We start from the raw sequence: 16,997 nt of genomic DNA on the forward strand, positions 1-16,997 counted from the left end.
ACAACGGAGTTCCCGTCATGCCGGTCGAGTTCATCGGCTTCATCACCAACAACAATGCCTCCGAGACCATCGTCCGCGCCGGGCCGGTGCTCGATCCGCCCTACATCGAGACGGTGGCCAAGGCGCATGAGCTCGCCGGTTTCGATCGCGCGCTGCTGGCGTTCCACTCCACCACGCCGGATGCGTTGCAGGTCGCGCAGCATGTCCTCACGATCACCAAGCAGCTCAAGGTGATGATCGCGCAGCGCCCGGGCTTCACCGCGCCGACGCTGCTGGCGCGCCAGCTCGCAACGTTGGATCAATTCTATGGCGGCCGCATCTCGCTGCATGTCATCACCGGCGGCAACGCCATCGAGCTGCGCCAGGACGGCAACACGCTCGACGACAAGGACGAACGCTACGCCCGCACCAGCGAATTCCTCGACGTGGTGCGGCTGGAATGGACCAGCGAGAAGCCGTTCAACTATAGCGGCAAGTATTACAACGTCGAGAACGGCTTCTCGCAGGTGAAGCCGTTGCAGAAGGGCGGCATCTACACCTTCGTCGGCGGCGGCTCGGACGCCGCGGTCGAGGTCGCGGGCAAGCACGCCGACACCTTCGCGCTGTGGGGCGAATCCTATGCGCAGGTACGCGACGTCACCGCGCGGGTGCGCGCGGCCGCTGCCAGGCACGGCCGGCCGACGCCGCGCTTCAGCCTGTCGGTGCGGCCGATCCTCGCCGACACCGAGGAGAAGGCGTGGAAGAAGGCGGAACATATCCTCGAACGTGCCACCGCGCTGCAGGACCAGACCGGTTATCGCCGTCCCAACCACGCGACCGACGGCGCCAAGCGGCTGCTGGCGCTCGCCGATCAGGGCACGCGCATCGACAAGCGGCTGTGGACCGAGATCGCCAAACTGACGGGCGCCAACAGCAACACCACTGCGCTGGTCGGCACGCCCGAGCAGGTCGCCGAGGTGTTCGGCGACTATTACGATCTCGGCGTCAGTCACTTCCTGATCCGCGGCTTCGATCCGCTGGTCGATGCGATCGATTATGGCCGCGCGCTGATCCCGCTGACCCGCAAGCTGATCGAAGCGCGCGACCAGCAGCGGGGGATCGCCGCCGAATGATCCGTCTCATTGTTGCGGCAGCGCTTGCGCTCGCCGCCATCGATGGCGCCGCCGCGCAGACCACGCTGCGCGTCGGCGACCAGAAGGGCAATTCGCAGGCCGTGATGGAAGCGGCCGGTGTGCTCAAGGACGTCCCGTACAAGATCGAGTGGAAGGAATTCGCAGCTGCCGCGCCGCTGCTGGAGGCGCTTGGGGCCGGCGCGATCGATACCGGGCTGGTCGGCGACGCGCCGTTCACCTTCGCGGCCGCCGCCAAAATTCCGGTCAAGGCGATCGCGGCGGTGCGGCAGTCGCGCGACGGGCTCGCGGTCCTGGTGCCGGAAAGCTCCGCGATCAAGAGCTTCGACGATCTGCGAGGCAAGAAGATCGCGACCGGCCGCGGTTCGATCGGCCATCAGCTGATCCTGGCCGCGCTGGAATCCAGGGGCTGGCAGGCGAGCGACGTGCAGATCGTGTTCCTCGCGCCGTCGGATGCGAAGGTCGCTTACACGCAGGGCGCGGTCGACGCCTGGTCGACCTGGGAGCCCTATGTCAGCCAGGAAGAGGTGCTGTTCAAGTCGCGCCGCGTCATCACGGCCGACGGCATCACGCCCGGCCTCGGCTTCCAGGTCGCAACGCCCGATGCGATCAAGGACAAGCGCGCCCAGTTGGAGGATTTCGTGCGTCGCCTCGCCGCGGCGCGCGCATGGTCGCAGAACAATGTCGAGGGCTACGCTGCGACCTGGGGCAGGCTGATGAACATCCCGCCCGCGGTGGCCGTGAACTGGCTGACGCGCGCCAAGATCCGCATCGCGCCGATCGACGACGGCGTGGTGGCCGACGAGCAGAAGACCATCGACCTCTACGACCGCTGGGGCCTGATCAGGCAGAAGATCAACGCCGCGGACATCGTCGATCGGTCGTTCGCTGGAGCCGTAGAGAAGGGCGCCGGATTGTAGGCAACTTGCAAGCGACACCAGCGTCGTCCTGGCGAAAGCCAGGACCCATTACCCCGGATGGCAGTTGTTGTACGACGCTGGGGCCGCGATCCCGCTCACTATCAAATTCGGTGGTAATGGGTCCTGGCTTTCGCCAGGACGACGGGCACTTGCATGATTTCGGAATATTGGAAATGTATTCCTGATTTGCCCGACGTGTCAAGCTGCCCCGTCGAAGGCCGGCAGCCGCCAGCCGCGAGCTCCTTTGCATGGGGTTGTTTTCGATATTTTGCCAGCGCAGCTGCGGCGGCCCTGCAAGCGGGAGATGTGGACCGTCTGCGCGGAAGCGATTCAACGCCGCACTATTGCACCGCTAACGAACCCGTGATTCAAAACATCCATTCGTCCGCGGGCTGCCGCGCGGCAAGGATTTTCCCCGTTTGGCACATTCCAAAACCGCAACGTTGCTATTTTCGCCACGACCTTGCCGCTTCCTCCGGCGCTGCCAAGATCAAACGGACGAACAATCGAGTCCGGGAGATCACCATGGGCCTTCAACAAACTCGCATCGAGTCGCTGCCGTTTGTGACCGCTGAACTGAATTATCTCGCGCCGACGCCGGGCAAGCCCCGGACCTACGCCTTCGATCCGCCGCCCGGCGAACCCAAATCCACCGCGCTGCCCGAAGCCCACAACGTTCCGATCTTTGACGGACGCTTGATCGCCGACGGCTTCTCGCTCGATCGCCAGGGCTTTGCGCTGGTCAAGCATCCGACCAGCGTGAAGGACTATTACGACGACAACGAAGTCCGCAACGTCTACTATCCTGCCGTCGAAGCCTTCCTGAAGGCGACGCTGAAGGCGGATCGTGTCTTCATCTTCGATCACACCGTGCGCAAGCGCGTCGAGGGTGCAGCTGATATTCGCGGCGGCGGACCGCGCCAGCCGGCGACCCGCGTCCATGTCGACCAGACCGCCGTCTCCGGCCACAACCGGGTGTTCGAGCACCTGCCCGACGAGGCCGAGCAACTGGTCAAGGGCCGCGTCCAGGTGATCAATCTGTGGCGCCCGATCCGCGGGCCCTTGCGCGATTCACCGCTTGCGATGGCCGACGGTACGACAGTGGCGCCGGAGGATCTGATCGCCTCCGACCTGATCTATCCGAACCGCAGCGGCGAGACCTATTCGGTGAAGTACAACCCGAACCACCGCTGGTTCTACATTCCCGAGATGACGCCGGACGAGGCGATCCTGCTGAAATGCTACGACTCGGCGACCGACGGCCGCACGCGGTTCGGGCCGCATACGGCGTTTGTCGATCCCACCACGCCCGCGGACGCCGCGCCGCGCGAGAGCATCGAGCTGCGCACGCTGGTGTTCCATAAGCAGTAAGGGACGCGCTTCCCATAAATTCGTCATGCCCGGGCTTGTCCCGGGCATCCACGTCTTGGGCTCCGCGCGAAGAAAGACGTGGATGGCCGGGACAAGCCCGGGCATGACGGTGCGTGGAGCGCAGAAGGTCACTCTGCCCTCAAACTTGGCACCCCCGTCCCAATAATGTTACGCCCGTCGCCAAACCGCTCGGGAAAGAGGCGATTCGTGGACGGCGTGGTGACGAAGGAAGAGGCGGGGATCGGGTTCCGCGCCCTGGTGCTTGCACTTCTGGCATTGGCCTCCGGCCACATGCTGTCGACGCTGCTGCGGACCATTCCGGCGATCAGCCTCGATCTGATGGCGTCGGATTTCGGCACCTCGCCGCAGGCGCTGGCGAGCCTCACCTCGATCTATCATTTCTCCTTTGCCGCCTCGCAAATCCCGGTCGGCGCCGCGATGGATCGTTTCGGCGTGCGGCCGGTGTCGCTGAGTCTGCTCGCCGGTACCGTGGTCGGAACGCTGGTCTCGGCACTGGCGACGGGGCCGGCGAGCTTCGTGCTTGGCCAGCTCATGCTCGGCGTCGCCACTTCGGGCATGCTGATGTGCCCGATGACGCTCGCGGCCAAGCAGATGTCGGCGGCGAAGTTCGGCCTGTGGTCCGGTCTGATCCTCTCGATCGGCAATATCGGGATGCTGCTGTCGGCAAGCCCGTTGGCCTTCGTGGTCGATCAGTTCGGCTGGCGCGCCGGTTTCTGGGTTTCGGCCGGCTTCGGCATTGTGGTGCTGATCGCGGTGTTCGCGCTGGTGCCGCGGCAGCCGGCGGCGCATGCGGATGATTCCTCGCCGCTGCACCAGATGGCCGAGGTGCTGCGGCTCGGCATGTCGCGCGGCCTGCGCGGGCTGATCGCGCTGTCGCTGGTGTCGCTCGGCGCGTCGCTGACGTTGCGCGGCTTGTGGGGTGGGCCGTGGCTGATGGACGAGAAAGGGCTCAGCCGGATCGAGGCTGGCAATGTGCTCGGCCTGTTCACGCTGGCGATGATCGTCGGCCCGGCCTGCATCGGTGCCTTCGACCGCAAGTTCGGGCACCGCCGCGCCATGGTGGCGGCGACGCACGCCATCGCCGCGCTGCTGCTCGTCTTGATGGCGGCCGGTGCGCCGCATTTCCCGGTCTCGAACCTGTTCGGCGTTGCCGTGATGCCGACGCAATATGACCTGGTGCTGTTGATCCTGATCGGGCTCGCGACGTCGGCGCAGCCGCTCATCTACGGCATGACGCGCCAGCTTGTCGCCGCCCAGAACACCGGCAAGGCGCTGTCCTCGGTCAATCTCGCGTTCTTCCTCGGCGCAGCGCTGCTGCAATCCAGCACCGCGGGCGTCGCGGCGCTGTTCGGGCTGCCCGCGGTGCTGCTGTTCATCGCCGGCGCGCTGGTGATCGGGATCGTGCTGTTCCTGATCTACACCAGGCCCTAGCGCTCCGTTCCGATCAGATCGTCTGCGCCTGCTTGCGAATCTCGTTGGCAAGCGGCCGCAGGGAATCGCCCCCGCGCGGCCCCACCAGGGAGTAGCCCGTACCGCCGTCGGCCCACGAGAAGCCCGCGACGTCGCCACCCGAATGCGCGGCCATCGGCGCGTTCTGGTCCGACGTCATCGGACGGGTGAGAACCACGAGCCGCTCGCCGCGATCGTCGTCATACATGAACATGGCCGCCGGACCGTGTGCGGTCGGCACCACCCGTCCGCCCATCAAGCGATATCCCGACCTCGTCAGATCCGGCAGCTTGACCGGTTGACGCAGCCTGTTGGAGACCCACTGCACAAGCTCGGTGCTGTCGCGCAGCTCGACCGGCCGGGTGCGATCGGAGGCGTACACCTTGTAGGAATCGCTCGCTTCCTGGGCGAGCGCGGCAAGGCCGACGGCGGGCCCTTCGGTCGCGCCACGGAGCGCCCATCCGCCGACGCCGCCGATTGCAAGCATCAGCATCGCCGCGATCGCCCAGCGAAACGGGGCGGGGCGGCGGCGCTTGCTCTCGATGATCCTTGATAAATTGAGTTGTGGCGGCAGCGGCTCCTCTGCAATCGGTGCGAGGGCCGAGCGCAACCAGCAGCGCTGATCGGAAAAGGAAGCGACGCGCTTTGCCACATCCGGATGGCTCTCCAGATAGGCGGCGACTTCGGCCTGGCGCTCGGGCTCGAGCGCGTGATCGACATAGGCGTGCAGATCGTCTTCCGAGATGGGACGATTGCTCATGGGATGCTCCGCAACTGTACGACGTTCCTGTGCTGGTTATCCGCGGGCCCTTCCAGCTCCTGCTGCAGCTTCTCGCGTGCCCGCGAGAGGCGCGACATCACGGTGCCGACGGGAATGTTGAGCACCGTGGCGGCCTCCGCGTAGGTCAGGTCTTCGACGGCGATCAGCAGCAGCACGGCGCGCTGCTCGTCGGGAAGCTTCCCGAGCTTTCCGAGCACGTCCTGATACATCAGTTTCTGCTCCTGCACCGCATCCTGTCCGAGCTCGTGCTCACCCGCCTCGTCGATGGCGACGTGCCGGGCGCGAACGGATGCGCGGCGAAACTGGTTGATGGCGAGGTTGTGCAGGATGGCGAACAGCCATGACCGTGGACTGCCGGTGTCGCGCCGCTGGTGCCAGTGACTAACGGCGCGCTCCAGGCAGTCCTGCACCAGATCGTCGGCGGCCGCGTGGTTGCGGACCAGCGCACGCGCGTAGCGGCGCAGCGCCGGGATGACCGGCTCGATCTGGTGCAGCATGTCGCTCATGGCGCTTGCACCTGCACGACCGCTCCGAGCTTCGCCGGTTCGCCGGATGCGATGACGAGGTAACGCCGCTCCGTCCTGGCTGCGCTCTGCACGATCTGGCGGATCGGTCCGGTGACGTTGACAATGGCGGAGCCGGCGGGATTGGTCATGAAGGCTGCCAGAGGCTCCACCGATCCCGTGCCATCGGCACGTTCGGCCAACCCTAGCACGTAGTGCTGCTTGGGTTCGAGTCCGGTGACCGACGCCTGCAGCACCTGGATCAGCCCCTGATCGAACAGCGAGACGCTGGTCGGCGGCTTCTCGCCCTTGGCCTGCTTCTTCGGCGCGAGCGCAAGGTGAGCGGCCTGGCCGGCAACGCCGAGGGCTTGCAGGTTCTGGCGGTCATCCGGATTCGGCGCGGCGTTCGGTACGTAAGCTATGGCCTGCGGCGCCTGGCCGATCGGGATGTTGGCGACCACCTTGTTGGTCGCGGTGTCGATCGCGGCCAGCGCGTCGGCATTTTCGAGACCGACATAGACCCGCGTGCCGTCGCCGGACGGCCAGACGCCGTGCGGCAGATTGCCGACGGGGATGGTCGCGACTTGCGAGAAATCATCGGTTCGAAACACCTTGACCTCGTTGGCGCCGCCGATGGTCACATAGGCGAAGGTCCCCTTTGAGGTCCTGGCGAAATTGACGTGGTTGGTGATCGGGCCGGTGTCGATGGTCTTGATCAGGTTGAACGGCGGCTTCGCGTTGAACACCTGCGTCCTGCCGACATCCTTCAGCGTGAACCATACCTGGTCGGCATCGGGCGAGGCCGCGATGTTCGGGCAGAACGGGCTTTCCTGCTTCACCTTCGCGACGATCTGATGGTCTGCGACCGAGACCACATCGGTCTCCGGATTGAACGACGAACAGATGTAGCCGTACTTGCCGTCGGGCGAGAAGATCTGCATGCCCGGTCCCGCGGGCACCTCGATGCGCATCGTTTCCTTGAAGCTCTGCGCGTCGATGACCGAGATGTAATTCTCGCCGCGCACGGTGACCCAGATTTCTTTGCCGTCGGGCGTGAAGAAGGCCTCGTGCGGCGAGCGTCCGACATAGGTGACGTGCTTGACCGAGTTCGTCGCCGTGTCGATGAAGGTCACCGAGTTCGACCCGATCGAGACCACCGCGAGGGTCTGGTGGTCGGGCGAATAACCCATGCCGTGCACCAGCACCTGCCCCTTGTAGAGTGGGCTGAAATTGCCCGGCTGCGGATCGCCGAGCCGGATCACGCCGAGCAGCTTGTTGTCGGCCGGGTCGGTGACCGACACCGTGTTGGAGAATTGCTCGGCGGCGTAGACGCGATCGTGATGGCTGACCGGAATGTCGGGCGAGGACGCAGCGCCCGGCGCCTGGCCGGCGAAGGCGGAGCTCGACATCGCCAGCACGGTCGTGGCCAGCAGGCACTTCAGGATCTTGCGGTTCATCGTTTGAGGCTCCTAGTTCTTCATTTCGTGGGACATGTTCATGTGATCGTGAGCCGCGTGATCGTGGGCTGCGGCGGGCGCCGGGCCCGGCTGCGTCGGGGCCGGCGCGGATGCCGTCACCGGCTCGCCGATCGCGAGCTTCATGGCGTCGATCTCCTGCCGCTGCTCGATGATGATTTCCTGCGCGATCCGGCGCAGCTGCTCGTTCTTGCCGTAGCGGAGTTCGATCACGGCCATGTCGATCGCGCCCTGGTGATGCGGCGCCATCATCGCGACGAAGTCGCGATCGATATCGCCGCTCGGCTTGGCGGCCATGTCGTTCATCATCTTGGTCATCGCGGTATCGTTTTCAGCAAGGAAGGCGCTCTCTTCGGCCGTCTGCCCGGTCTGGACCGGATGATGGTCGTCATGCGCGAAAGCAGCCGCCGCAGCTGCAAAAGCGAGCAGGGCGGCCGCGACGAGCGGCGCGAGGCCGGACTTAAGGAATCGAGGAAGCATTTGCGTTCACCCTGGGAGTTGTCGGGAAGGCCCGAGCGGTTACGGGCTTGGGCCGGCTTGCATGGGTGGGACGCAGCAGCGTGAGTTCTATTCCGTCGCGGGGCAGGTTCTTCTCGATCACGACTTGCTGATCGACGGAATGATCCGTTTCGGCCGAGCCAGCCGGTTTGCGATCGGCAAGCCACTGGCTATAAGAGGGAATTCCGGTTCCGATCGACCGGTTCCTCGATCCTCCCTGCGCAAGTCGCTCGCGCCAAGAAGGCCAAGATGTCCGCCAAGATCGATCCGATCACCCGCTCCGTCGTCCAGCACCGCCTGTCGTCGATCGTGAAGGAGATGGGCGAAGCCATGCTTCGCACCTCCTATTCGCAGATCCTCAATTCCAGCCGCGATTTCTCGCTGGCGATCTGCGACACCAACGGCCGGCTGATCGCGCAGGCCGACCACATTCCGGTTCATGTCGGCGCCTTGCCCTGGGCGACGCTGGCGGTGGAGGAGCGCTTCAAGGATGTCGCGCCCGGCGACGTCATCCTGCTCAACGATCCTTATCAGGGCGGCAGCCATCTGCCTGACCTGACCGCATTCGTACCGGTATTCGATGGGGGAAAAAGACTGCTCTGGACCATCGTGCGCGCGCATCAGAGCGACATCGGCGGCGCCACCCACGGCGCCTACAATCCAGCCGCCACCGAGATCTATCAGGAAGGCATTCGCATTCCGCCGATCAAGCTCTACGAGGCCGGCAAGCCGCGCGAGGATCTGCTCGATCTGCTGGCTTTGAACATCCGCAACCCCCGCGAATTCCGCGGCGACCTCGCGGCGATGCTGGGTGCCGCGCATCTCGGCGAGCGGCGCGTCGCAAAGCTGTTCAGCGAGTTCGGTGCCGAGACCGTCGAAGCCGCGATCGAGGCTATTCTCGACGCGACCGAGCAGCAGACCCGCGCCGTGGTGTCGACCTGGAAGGACGGCGTGTTCTACGGCGAGGCCCTGCTCGACGATGACGGCCACGGCCGCACCGACATCAAGATCGCCGCCAAGGTGACGAAGAAGGGCAGCGACATCGAGGTCGATCTCGCCGGCTCCGATCCGCAGTCGACCAGCTTCGTCAATTCGTCGCACGCCAACATGCAGGCGGCGGTCGCGATGGCCTTTGCCTATCTGATCGACGCCGACATTCCCAAGAACACCGGCGCGCTACGGCCGCTGAAGGTGGTGGCGAAGCAGGGCACGATTGTCTGGGCCGATCCCGGCCGTCCCGTCACCTTGTGCACCAGCCATCCATCCAATGAGATCGTCGAAGCCATCATCAAGGCGATGTCGGCGTCCTGTCCGGATCGCGTGATGGGCGGGTGGGGACGCCGCTTCCGCATCGCGATCCAGGGCGAGGATCCGCGCAACGGACGCAATTTCATCTGGCACATGTTCCAGGCCCGGCCCGGCGGCGGCGCCTCGCCCGGCGGCGACGGTTATTCGTCGATCGGCGAATGGCACTCGGTCGGCGGACTCAAATTCGGCAGCATCGAGGTGGCAGAGGTGCGCTTTCCCCTGCATTTCCGCCAGCACGAATTCCGGCCGGACTCCGGCGGCGACGGCCAGCATCGCGGCGGGCTTGGCGTCGCGCTCGACATGGTGCTGGAGACGCAAAAGCCGGCCAAGGGCAACACCGCCGGCGACGGCGCGCGCCATGGTCCCTGCGGCATGCTCGGCGGCAAGGACGGCGAGCCGCATCACTACCGGCTGCTCTCGGAAGGACGCGAGCCGCGCGTGCTGAAGACCAAGGAGGTCGGCATCGAGCTGCGCCCCGGCGACTGCCTCGAGATCCGGTCCTCTGGCGGCGGCGGCTGGGGGCCGCCGGAGAAGCGCTCGGCGGAAGCGCGGGCGCGCGATCTTGCGCAAGGTTTGGTTTCGAAAGCGGTGTAGGCAGCGATGTACACGATTGGGGTCGACGTCGGCGGCACTTACACCGACCTGGTTGCAACTGACAAAACCGGGCGCACGGTTTTTGCAAAATCGCCCTCCACGCCGGCCGATCAGTCGATCGGCGTCATGGCGGGACTGGAAGAGCTGGCGCGCCGCCTCGGCGTGACACGCGCGGCGATGCTCGCCGCGACCGATCGCCTGGTGCACGGCACGACAGTTGCGACCAATGCGCTGCTCGAGCGCAAGGGTGCGAGAGTTGCGCTCCTGACCACCGAGGGACACCGCGATGTCGTCGAGATGCGCGAAGGGCTGAAGCCGGACCGCTACGATCTGCGCACGCCGCCGCCGGAGCCGCTGGTGCCGCGCGAGCGCCGCTTTGGCGTGCGCGAGCGGCTGAAGGCCGACGGCAGCGCCGCGGTTGCGCTCGACGCCGCCGCGCTCGGCGATGTCATCGCCGAGATGAAACGTTCCGGTGCGAATTCGGTCGCGGTCTGCTTTCTGCACGCTTATCTCAACCCGGCGCATGAGCTCACCGCCGTCGAGCAACTGGCGAAGGAGCTGCCCGACGTCAGCGTGTCGCGCTCGAGCGACGTGCTGCCGCAGATCAAGGAATATGAGCGCGTCTCGACCACGATCGTGAACGCCTATGTCGCGCCGACGGTGCGGCGCTATCTCACCAATCTGGAGCGCAGCCTCGCGGAAGCCGGCTTTGCGGGCTCGCTGTTCGTCGTGCTGTCGCATGGCGGCATGGCGCCGGTCGAGGAAGCCTCGCGGCTCGCCGCGGGCACGGTGCTGTCGGGGCCGGCCGGCGGCATTTCCGGCAGCCGCCGCTGCGCGGATCTTCTCGGAATTCCCGATCTCGTGCCGTTCGACATGGGCGGCACCTCGACCGACATCTCGCTGATCGCGGACGGCCAGGCCTCGCTGTCGGCCGATGGCATGCTCGCCGGCCAGCGCATTGCGCTGCGCAGCCTCGATATCGCCAGCATCGCCGCCGGCGGCGGCTCGATTGCGAGCGTCGACGGCGGCCGCACGTTGCGGGTCGGGCCGGAGAGCGCGGGCTCGGTGCCGGGCCCGGCCTGCTACGGCAATGGCGGCACGGCCGCCACCGTCACCGATGCCAATGTCGTGCTCGGCTATCTCGATGCCGCGGCCTTCATGGGCGGCGCGCGGCCGCTCGATCGTGCAGCATCGGAAGCGGCGGTGGACCGGATCGCCGCAGCGCTCGAGCTGTCGCGGATCGAGGCCGCCGCCGGCATCTACAAGATGATCAATCTGAAGATGGCCGACGGCATCCGCCTGATGACGCTGCGCCGCGGCGTCGATCCGCGCAAATTCGCGCTGCTCAGCTTCGGCGGCGCCGCCGGCATGCACGCCGCCGAGGTCGCGCGCGAGCTCGAGATCAAGCGCATCATCGTGCCGACGGTCGCTTCGGTCCTTTCGGCGTGGGGCATGCTGACCAGCGATCTGCGTTACGAGGTCAGCCGCACCCATTACGGCACGGGCCGGATTTCCGCCGACGAGGTTCGCGCCTTGTTCGCCGGGCTGGAAGAGCAGGCGGCGGGGCGGCTGCGCGATTGGTTCAAGGGCGATATCGCCATCGAGCGCTCGGCCGAGATGCGCTACGGCGAGCAGGTGTTCGAGATCGACGTGCCGCTCGGCGAGCTCGATCTCGGCGCCGCCGACCTGGTGGCGCAGATCGAGGAACGCTTCCATCGCCGCCACGAGGAGCTCTACACCTATGCCTCGCGCGGGCAGGAGGTGGTGTTCGTCAACGCCCGCGTCGCCGCGGTCGGCAAGGTGGCGCGCGGCAGCAGTGATGCCGGAAAGGCCAGCTCGGCGGCGCCCTGCGCGCCGCGCGGCAAGCGGCAGGCCTGGTTCGGTGCCTGGCGCGAGGTGCCGGTCTACGCGCTCGACGATCTCAGGCCGGGCCAAGCGCTGGCCGGTCCCGCGATCATTGAGGCCGAAACCACAACCGTCCTGGTCGACAGCGGTGACCGCGTCGCGGTCAACCCGCTCGGCTGGCTCGATATAACATTGCGCTGAGCCCGCCTCCGCCATCAACATTTCATTTTTCCGGCATTGGCTTGGGCGATAAACTCCGCTCGCTCGGGAGGAGCGCCGGCCAGCCGCCGGCGTTTGTGGCGATGTTGATGCAAGCAAAAAGACAAACGGCGCTTTCGATATCCCTCGTCCTCGCAGCTGTCCTCGCGGTGGCGCCGTTGCGTGCGCAGCAGGCGCAGACGGCGGCCGGCAACGAGATCCGCATCGGCAACGTCATGCCCTACACCGGGCCGCTCGCGGCGTTCGCGACCATCGGGCGGGCGGAGGCGGCCTATTTCGACATGGTCAACGAGCATGGCGGCATCAACGGCCGCAAGGTCAGGTTCGTCTCGGTCGATGACAGCTCCAATCCGAAGATTGCGATGGAGCAGACCCGCGATCTCGTCGAGAAGCAGGACGTGCTGTTGATGTTCGGCTCGTTCGGCACGCCGAGCAATCTCGCGGTCCGGAAGTACCTCAACGAGAACAAGGTGCCGCAGCTGTTCGTTGCTTCCGGCGACGAGGCGTGGGCGCATCCCGTGACCTTTCCCTGGACCATGGGCTGGCAGCCGACCTTCCGCGCCGAGGGGCGGATTTATGCCAACTATATCCAGGCAGCCTATCCCTCCCGCAAGATCGCGGTACTTTGGCAGAACGATCAGTTCGGCCGCGACCTGTTCAAGGGATTGCAGGAAGGGCTCGGCGACACCGCCGGCATGATCGTCGCCGATCTCGCCTTCGACGCGTCGGAGACCGCGATCCAGAACCAGATCGGAATTTTGAAGAACTCCGGCGCCGATATCCTTGTGTTCGACGGCGCGCCGGCAATCGCGGCGCGCGCGATCCGCGTCGCCGCCGACCTCGACTGGCATCCGGTGTTCATCCTCGACAATGCGTCGGCCTCGATCGCCAGCGCGCTGCGGCCGGCAGGCCTGCAGAATTCGCTCGGCGTGATCTCGACCTCGTTCCTCAAGGATGCCGGCGATGCCTCCTGGAAGGACGATCCGCAGATCAAGGCGTGGCTCGCCTTCATGGACAAATATTATCCTGATGGCGACAAGGACGACATCTACGCCGTGTTCGGCTACGCCGCAGCCGATACGCTGATGCAGGTGCTGCGCCAGTGCGGCGACGATCTGTCGCGCGAGAACATCATGCGGCAGGCCGCGTCGCTGAAGGACTATCAGAGCCCGATCGCGCTGCCCGGGATCGTGATCAACACCGGACCGAAGGACTTCCGCCCGATCAAGCAGATGCGGCTGGTGCAGTTCGACGGCAATGCCTGGCAGCCGATCGGCGACGTGATCGACAGCGCGTTCACGGCAGTGCGCGAGGATAATTAGTCTTTGTCGTCCCGGCGAAGGCCGGGACCCATTACCCCAACTGCGCATTGTTTTGCTCTGCTGGGGCGATAATCCCTTACACACCACCCAGCGGTGGTTATGGGTCCCGGCCTTCGCCGGGACGACGATGGGGTGAGGGGCCGGCGCAACAACCGCCTACTTCTTCAACCCGTAATTCAACAACCCGCCCTTGTTCTTCGGCGGATGCGCGCGCAGGCCTTCCTCGTTCGGCTCGGTGCCCCAGCCCGGACGATCCGGGATCACGAGATGACCGTCGACGAACTCGGGCACATGGGTGAACAGCTCGTGGTCCCAGGCCAGCCGATCGATGTCGGTCTCCATGATCCGCAGGTTCGGCACCGCGGCGCAGAAATGCGCGTTCATCATGGTGCAGAGGTGGCCGTAGAAATTATGCGGCGCGACGTTGACCTCGAAATGCTCGGCGGTGGCGGCGATCTTCATCGACTGCCAGACCCCGTTCCACGGCGTGTCGATGATCGCGACATCCATCGCCTGCTCGGTGAAATAGGGCAGGAATTCGCGCAGGCCGAGCAGCGTCTCGCAGGACGAGATCGGGTGCGGGCTCTGGCGGCGGATATAGCCGAGCGCCTGCGGATTGAAGGTGTCGATCTCGACCCAGAACATGTCCATCTTCTCGATGGCGCGCAGGATTTTCAGATAGCCCTCGGTCTTGGCGTTGAAGTTGAGGTCGAGCAGGAGATCGACATCCGGCCCCGCGCCGTCGCGGATCGCCTCCAGGTGCATGCAGAGATTGCGCAGCACAGTGCGGTCGATATTGATCTCGGGCTGGAACGGCGAGCCGAAGCCCGGGCGCCATCCTTGCGGCTTGCCGTCGGTGTAGACGAAGATGTTGGTCTTCATCGCCGTGAATTTCTTCTCGCGCACCTCGGCCCCGATCGCCTTGACGCCGTCGAGATCGGTGATCGCCGGCTTGTACCAGTCGGGATGATTGATGCGCCAGGTCGCGCAATGCGACCAGTAGACCCGCACGCGGTCGCGGATCTTGCCGCCGAGCAGGTCGTAGCAGGGCACGCCGAGCGCCTTGGCCTTGACGTCGAGCAGCGCGTTCTCGATCGCCCCGAGCGCCAGCGCCACCACGCCGCCGGCGGCAGGGCGCGTCGCGGCGAACAGCTCGACATAGATCCGCTCGTGCTCGAACGCATTCTTGCCGACCACCCGCGCCGACAGCCGCTCGATCGCCGCGGTCACGCCGGGCGCGCCAAAACCCTCGTCATATTCGCTCCAGCCGACCAGCCCGTCCGTGGTCGTCACCTTGACGAAGTGATAATTCCGCCAGCCGGCATCGCAGGCGAGCGTCTCGACGCTTTTGATTGTGGTGGATTTGCTCATGGTTTCCTGCCCGGCTGTTTGTTGGTGTTGGGGACGTTCAACAACGGATCGGCGGACGCGTCAATTCGCGCCAGGGCAAGGCGACAATGCGCGCAGGTTGGTGCTGCGGCACGCAGTCGTTGGTGGCGGCTCAATGCTACCGAACCGTCACCCTGAGGTGCGAGCGGAGCGAGCCTCGAAGGGCGACGGCCCGGCTCCTTCCGCGTGGATCTCATGGGGCCGTGCATCCTTCGAGGCTCGCAAGAGCTCGCACCTCAGGATGACGGGGAGGGAGTGTTCGGATCTATGGCCGGAACAGCGTCGGCCTTTGCCGCTCGAAGGTCTTGCGGCCACGCTTGAAGCCCGTCAGCACGTCGGGCAGCTCGGCGATCGCGTTGGTTCCGCTGTCGGTGTCGAGCACGACGATGTCGGCGGGATTGCCGACCGCGATGCCGTAGTCGCCGAGGTTCATCAGCCGCGCCGGCAGGTCGGTGACGAGATCGAGGCAGGCGTCGAATTCGCCGATCCCGGCATGCGCCGCATTGGCGTAGAGATTGGCCATCCGCAGCAGCGATGCATCACCGAACGGCGTGAAGGGATTTTGCACATTGTTGGTCGCGACCGAGCACAGCACCCCGTCCGCGACGAGCCGATGCGCGGCCGTGAGCCCGCGCGGCGCGTTGTGGGTGGCATCGCGGCCCATCAGATAGAGGTCGGTCGCGGGCAGCACGGTGACCGCGACACCGGCCTCGGCGAGCCGAGCGCCGGCTTTCTTTAACCGATCAGGCGGCAGCGCGGAGAGTTTGGTCGCGTGCCCGATCGCGACGCGCCCGTGATAGTTGCGCCGTTCGGTCTGCCGGCAGACCTCCTCCATGTGCCACCAGGAGGGATCGAGGTCGAAATCGAGATGGAGGTCGACATCGACGTCGAACTCCTGCGCGAGGTCGAAGATGCGCGCGATATGCGCGCTCGGATCGCTGTCGACATAGGGGCAGCCGCCGACCGCCTCGGCACCGTCGTGCAGCGCCGCGACCAAGAGCTCGTCGGCGCCGGGGTCGTTGGTCAAGCCCTCCTGCGGAAAGACACAAAGCGAGAGGTCGAGCGCCCAGGCATAGTCGCGTTTCAAGGCCTTGAGCGCCTCGAAGCCGCGCAGGGCGATCCGCGGATCGATCTCGACATGTGTCCGCATCCGCGTGGTGCCCGCCGTGATCGCGCGCTCGATCACTTTTGAGCCGCGCGCATAGACATCCTCGACCGTGAAATCGCGCTTCATCGCCGACACCGCGCGGATCGCCTCGCCGAGGCTGGCGTGATCGTGGCCGCAGCGGCCGAGCAGGCAGGCCTTGTCGAGATGGATATGGGTGTCGACGAAGCCGGGCAACGCCAGCCGGCCGCTGAGGTCGACTTCAACCGCCTCGCACACGAGGCGCGGCGCGATCGCGGCGATCCGGCCGCCGGCAATGCCGATATCGACCGTGGCGGCAGAGCTGCGCGTCACGGCATTGCGGAAGACCAGGTCGAAGGCAGGTTTCGCGATCATCGGGAAGAAGACATCAGGATGGTCTGAGCCTAGCGGAAGGGCAGGGAACCAGCAGCATCAGATTGTGTGCAATTTGCTAGCCATATTGTCCAAAAAATGTGCATACACTTTTGTCGCCAGATTGTAGAGTCCTGATTATCCCCGGAGGCCCCCATGTCCGCACCCGCCAAAGCCGATGCCCGCCCGATGTCCGATGCCGAGATCGTCGAGGCCTATCTGACGGCGTCGATGATCCCCGATCCGGATGCGGCCGCGGCCTATATGAAGCCGGGCACGGTGATCACCTTCACCGACGGGCGCGAATTCGACCATCCGCGCGGGCCGACCGCCTTCAACGCGAAGCGCTACCGCTGGGTGAAGAAGAGGATGGACCGCTTCGATGTCTGCCCTGGCACGGACGAGACCGTCGTCTACAGCGTCGGCACGCTCTACGGCGAATGGAGCGACGGCACGCCGTTCGAAGGCAACCGTTATGTCGACCGCTTCGTGGTGCGGGGCGGGCAGATCGTCAAGATGGACGTCTGGAACGACAGCGCCGAGCGGATTTTGGCGCAGCGGGGGATCGAGGAGTAGCAACCGCTTCACCGTGTTAGTCCGTCATCCTGAGAGGCTGTGAATCTATGTGATTTGAGGCGTTTCCGTTTGCGGAACGGTGAGTCGAATGATTCTCT

General features: G+C 65.6%; 14 protein-coding genes. 8 read left to right on the top strand and 6 right to left on the bottom strand.

Annotated elements, in window-relative coordinates; genetic code table 11:
* The first annotated feature begins 17 nt into the window (after positions 1–17).
* The 4 genes from QJT82_RS12250 to QJT82_RS12265 all read left to right on the top strand — a co-directional run bounded on the left by QJT82_RS12250 (position 18) and on the right by QJT82_RS12265 (position 4,873).
* Complete coding sequence (locus tag QJT82_RS12250) at positions 18–1,112, top strand: LLM class flavin-dependent oxidoreductase (RefSeq protein WP_028339417.1); 1,095 nt, start codon at positions 18–20, stop codon at positions 1,110–1,112.
* Entirely contained in the window at positions 1,109–2,050 is a 942-nt protein-coding gene (locus QJT82_RS12255) for an ABC transporter substrate-binding protein (RefSeq protein ID WP_028339416.1), read from the top strand. Before QJT82_RS12250 ends, QJT82_RS12255 begins: the two co-directional genes overlap by 4 nt.
* Positions 2,051–2,575: 525 nt before the next feature.
* Complete coding sequence (locus tag QJT82_RS12260) at positions 2,576–3,421, top strand: CmcJ/NvfI family oxidoreductase (protein WP_028339415.1); 846 nt, start codon at positions 2,576–2,578, stop codon at positions 3,419–3,421.
* Between the two features lie 216 nt (positions 3,422–3,637).
* Entirely contained in the window at positions 3,638–4,873 is a 1,236-nt protein-coding gene (locus QJT82_RS12265) for an MFS transporter (protein ID WP_028339414.1), read from the top strand.
* 13 nt (positions 4,874–4,886) lie between these two features.
* Here QJT82_RS12265 and QJT82_RS12270 read toward each other — a convergent pair whose 3' ends face one another.
* From QJT82_RS12270 to QJT82_RS12285, 4 genes are read right to left on the bottom strand one after another with little or no spacing between them, the layout of a single operon-like run.
* A complete protein-coding gene (locus QJT82_RS12270; protein ID WP_028339413.1) occupies positions 4,887–5,651 on the bottom strand; it encodes an anti-sigma factor in 765 nt (254 codons plus the stop codon).
* A complete protein-coding gene (locus QJT82_RS12275) occupies positions 5,648–6,178 on the bottom strand; it encodes an RNA polymerase sigma factor (RefSeq protein ID WP_028339412.1) in 531 nt (176 codons plus the stop codon). The genes QJT82_RS12270 and QJT82_RS12275 overlap by 4 nt, the downstream gene beginning before the upstream one ends.
* Positions 6,175–7,632 carry a YncE family protein gene (locus QJT82_RS12280; protein WP_028339411.1) on the bottom strand — a complete coding sequence of 486 codons (1,458 nt, stop codon included), beginning with the start codon at positions 7,630–7,632 and terminating at the stop codon, positions 6,175–6,177. Before QJT82_RS12280 ends, QJT82_RS12275 begins: the two co-directional genes overlap by 4 nt.
* 12 nt (positions 7,633–7,644) lie before the next feature.
* Positions 7,645–8,130: a DUF305 domain-containing protein gene (locus QJT82_RS12285; protein WP_028339410.1), complete on the bottom strand. Its 486-nt coding sequence runs from the start codon at positions 8,128–8,130 to the stop codon at positions 7,645–7,647.
* A 267-nt stretch (positions 8,131–8,397) separates the two neighbouring features.
* On the opposite strand from QJT82_RS12285, the gene QJT82_RS12290 reads away from it, so the two are divergent.
* The 3 genes from QJT82_RS12290 (at position 8,398) to QJT82_RS12300 (ending at position 13,436) form a co-directional block, all read left to right on the top strand.
* Positions 8,398–10,050, top strand: coding sequence for a hydantoinase B/oxoprolinase family protein (locus QJT82_RS12290; RefSeq protein ID WP_028339409.1), 1,653 nt, complete (start codon positions 8,398–8,400; stop codon positions 10,048–10,050).
* 6 nt (positions 10,051–10,056) lie between these two features.
* Positions 10,057–12,096 (top strand): hydantoinase/oxoprolinase family protein, encoded by a 2,040-nt coding sequence (locus QJT82_RS12295; RefSeq protein ID WP_028339408.1) that lies wholly within the window; start codon positions 10,057–10,059, stop codon positions 12,094–12,096.
* A 101-nt stretch (positions 12,097–12,197) separates the two neighbouring features.
* Entirely contained in the window at positions 12,198–13,436 is a 1,239-nt protein-coding gene (locus QJT82_RS12300) for an ABC transporter substrate-binding protein (protein WP_196238134.1), read from the top strand.
* Positions 13,437–13,592: 156 nt separating this feature from the next.
* On the opposite strand, the gene QJT82_RS12305 is transcribed toward QJT82_RS12300, so the two are convergent.
* Together QJT82_RS12305 and QJT82_RS12310 are read right to left on the bottom strand one after the other, a co-directional pair.
* Positions 13,593–14,807, bottom strand: a complete 1,215-nt coding sequence (locus QJT82_RS12305; protein WP_028339406.1) for a mandelate racemase/muconate lactonizing enzyme family protein — start codon at positions 14,805–14,807, stop codon at positions 13,593–13,595.
* Positions 14,808–15,090: 283 nt separating this feature from the next.
* Positions 15,091–16,326: an amidohydrolase family protein gene (locus tag QJT82_RS12310; RefSeq protein ID WP_028339405.1), complete on the bottom strand. Its 1,236-nt coding sequence runs from the start codon at positions 16,324–16,326 to the stop codon at positions 15,091–15,093.
* A 153-nt stretch (positions 16,327–16,479) separates the two neighbouring features.
* On the opposite strand from QJT82_RS12310, the gene QJT82_RS12315 reads away from it, so the two are divergent.
* Positions 16,480–16,899, top strand: coding sequence for a hypothetical protein (locus QJT82_RS12315; protein WP_028339404.1), 420 nt, complete (start codon positions 16,480–16,482; stop codon positions 16,897–16,899).
* The last annotated feature ends 98 nt before the right edge of the window (positions 16,900–16,997 follow it).

Source organism: Bradyrhizobium sp. Mp19, from assembly GCF_029952935.1.
GTDB classification, from domain to species: domain Bacteria; phylum Pseudomonadota; class Alphaproteobacteria; order Rhizobiales; family Xanthobacteraceae; genus Bradyrhizobium; species Bradyrhizobium elkanii.